A 1,336-nucleotide genomic window follows, 5' to 3' on the forward strand; every position below is an offset into this window, starting at 1 on the left:
CAACAAAAAAGGAGTGGTTTCCCACACCTACCTGCTGCTTTATTCATGGGCCATCCAGGACTCGAACCTGGGACCTCTGCGTTATCAACACAGCGCTCTAACCAACTGAGCTAATGGCCCTTCTTTTTTCGCCTACTTCGTAGACCAAAGCGAATGACGGGAATCGAACCCGCATAGCCAGCTTGGAAGGCTGGAATTCTACCATTGAACTACATTCGCAAGTTTTTCTTTAGGAATCTCTCCCTATGGCGCTGGACGGAATCGAACCGCCGACACATGCAGCTTCAATGCATTGCTCTACCAACTGAGCTACAGAGCCATCTCATTGTTCCCAATGAACGGTCACAGCGGGGCTCGAACCCGCGATCTCCTGCGTGACAGGCAGGCGTCCTAACCAGCTAGACCATGCGACCAATTGCGGGAGCAGGATTTGAACCTACGACCTTCGGGTTATGGGCCCGACGAGCTACCAGACTGCTCCATCCCGCGATAATATTTGACATCTTTGTGTCTAAGGAGAATGTGGGATTCGAACCCACGCGCCGGTTTCCCGACCTGACGGTTTTCAAGACCGTTCCCTTCAGCCAGACTTGGGTAATTCTCCATTATCTGTTCTGCTTGTCCTGCATGGACCATGTTGGACTCGAACCAACGACCGGACGGTTATGAGCCGTCTGCTCTAACCAACTGAGCTAATGGTCCTAAATCGAGCCTATCGCGGCAGGGGGGATCGAACCCTCGACCTCTCGGGTATGAACCGAACGCTCTAGCCAGCTGAGCTACACCGCGATCTGTCTTGACTAGTTCCCTAATCAATCGGGATGACAGGATTCGAACCTGCGACCCCCTGGTCCCAAACCAGGTGCTCTACCAAGCTGAGCTACATCCCGAATTAGTCTATCGAGAGCTTATCGCTCCATTTAAACTTAAAAAAGAGTTTGAATTCCTTCAATCTCTATGCACCTAGCAGGAGTCGAACCTGCAACCTCCTGATTCGTAGTCAGACGCTCTATCCAATTGCGCTATAGGTGCATATATGCCGGCGACCGGGATCGAACCGGTACGATATTTCTATCGCAGGATTTTAAGTCCTGTGCGTCTGCCTATTCCGCCACGCCGGCATACAAGCGGAAGACGGGATTCGAACCCGCGACCCCCACCATGGCAAGGTGATGTTCTACCACTGAACTACTTCCGCATAATTATGCCGACTAAAGGACTCGAACCTTCGACCCCCGCTTTACAAGAGCGGTGCTCTACCAACTGAGCTAAGTCGGCATCGCTTATCCCGACGTGGCAATTTTGACTTTGAAGTCAATGGACGCTACAGGGATCG

The 1,336-nt window shown here is 51.9% G+C and carries 13 tRNA genes; all 13 read right to left on the reverse strand.

What is annotated here, in order from left to right:
- Positions 1–46: 46 nt before the first annotated feature.
- The 13 genes from ESZ47_RS09240 to ESZ47_RS09300 all read right to left on the reverse strand — a co-directional run bounded on the left by ESZ47_RS09240 (position 47) and on the right by ESZ47_RS09300 (position 1,278).
- Positions 47–120: transfer RNA gene (locus tag ESZ47_RS09240), tRNA-Ile, on the reverse strand.
- Positions 121–148: 28 nt separating this feature from the next.
- Positions 149–219: transfer RNA gene (locus tag ESZ47_RS09245), tRNA-Gly, on the reverse strand.
- Positions 220–246: 27 nt separating this feature from the next.
- Positions 247–319, reverse strand: a tRNA-Phe gene (locus ESZ47_RS09250).
- 20 nt (positions 320–339) lie between these two features.
- Positions 340–413 (reverse strand) — tRNA-Asp (locus tag ESZ47_RS09255).
- 2 nt (positions 414–415) lie between these two features.
- Positions 416–489, reverse strand: a tRNA-Met gene (locus tag ESZ47_RS09260).
- Positions 490–514: 25 nt separating this feature from the next.
- Positions 515–604, reverse strand: a tRNA-Ser gene (locus ESZ47_RS09265).
- 24 nt (positions 605–628) lie between these two features.
- A tRNA-Ile gene (locus ESZ47_RS09270) sits at positions 629–702 on the reverse strand.
- Between the two features lie 13 nt (positions 703–715).
- Positions 716–789 (reverse strand) — tRNA-Met (locus ESZ47_RS09275).
- A 27-nt stretch (positions 790–816) separates the two neighbouring features.
- Positions 817–890: transfer RNA gene (locus tag ESZ47_RS09280), tRNA-Pro, on the reverse strand.
- 68 nt (positions 891–958) lie between these two features.
- Positions 959–1,032, reverse strand: a tRNA-Arg gene (locus ESZ47_RS09285).
- Between the two features lie 5 nt (positions 1,033–1,037).
- Positions 1,038–1,121 (reverse strand) — tRNA-Leu (locus tag ESZ47_RS09290).
- A gap of 5 nt (positions 1,122–1,126) precedes the next feature.
- Positions 1,127–1,198, reverse strand: a tRNA-Gly gene (locus tag ESZ47_RS09295).
- Positions 1,199–1,205: 7 nt separating this feature from the next.
- A tRNA-Thr gene (locus ESZ47_RS09300) sits at positions 1,206–1,278 on the reverse strand.
- Between the last annotated feature and the right edge of the window lie 58 nt (positions 1,279–1,336).

It is taken from the genome of Leuconostoc litchii (genome assembly GCF_008107645.1).
GTDB lineage: Bacteria > Bacillota > Bacilli > Lactobacillales > Lactobacillaceae > Leuconostoc > Leuconostoc litchii.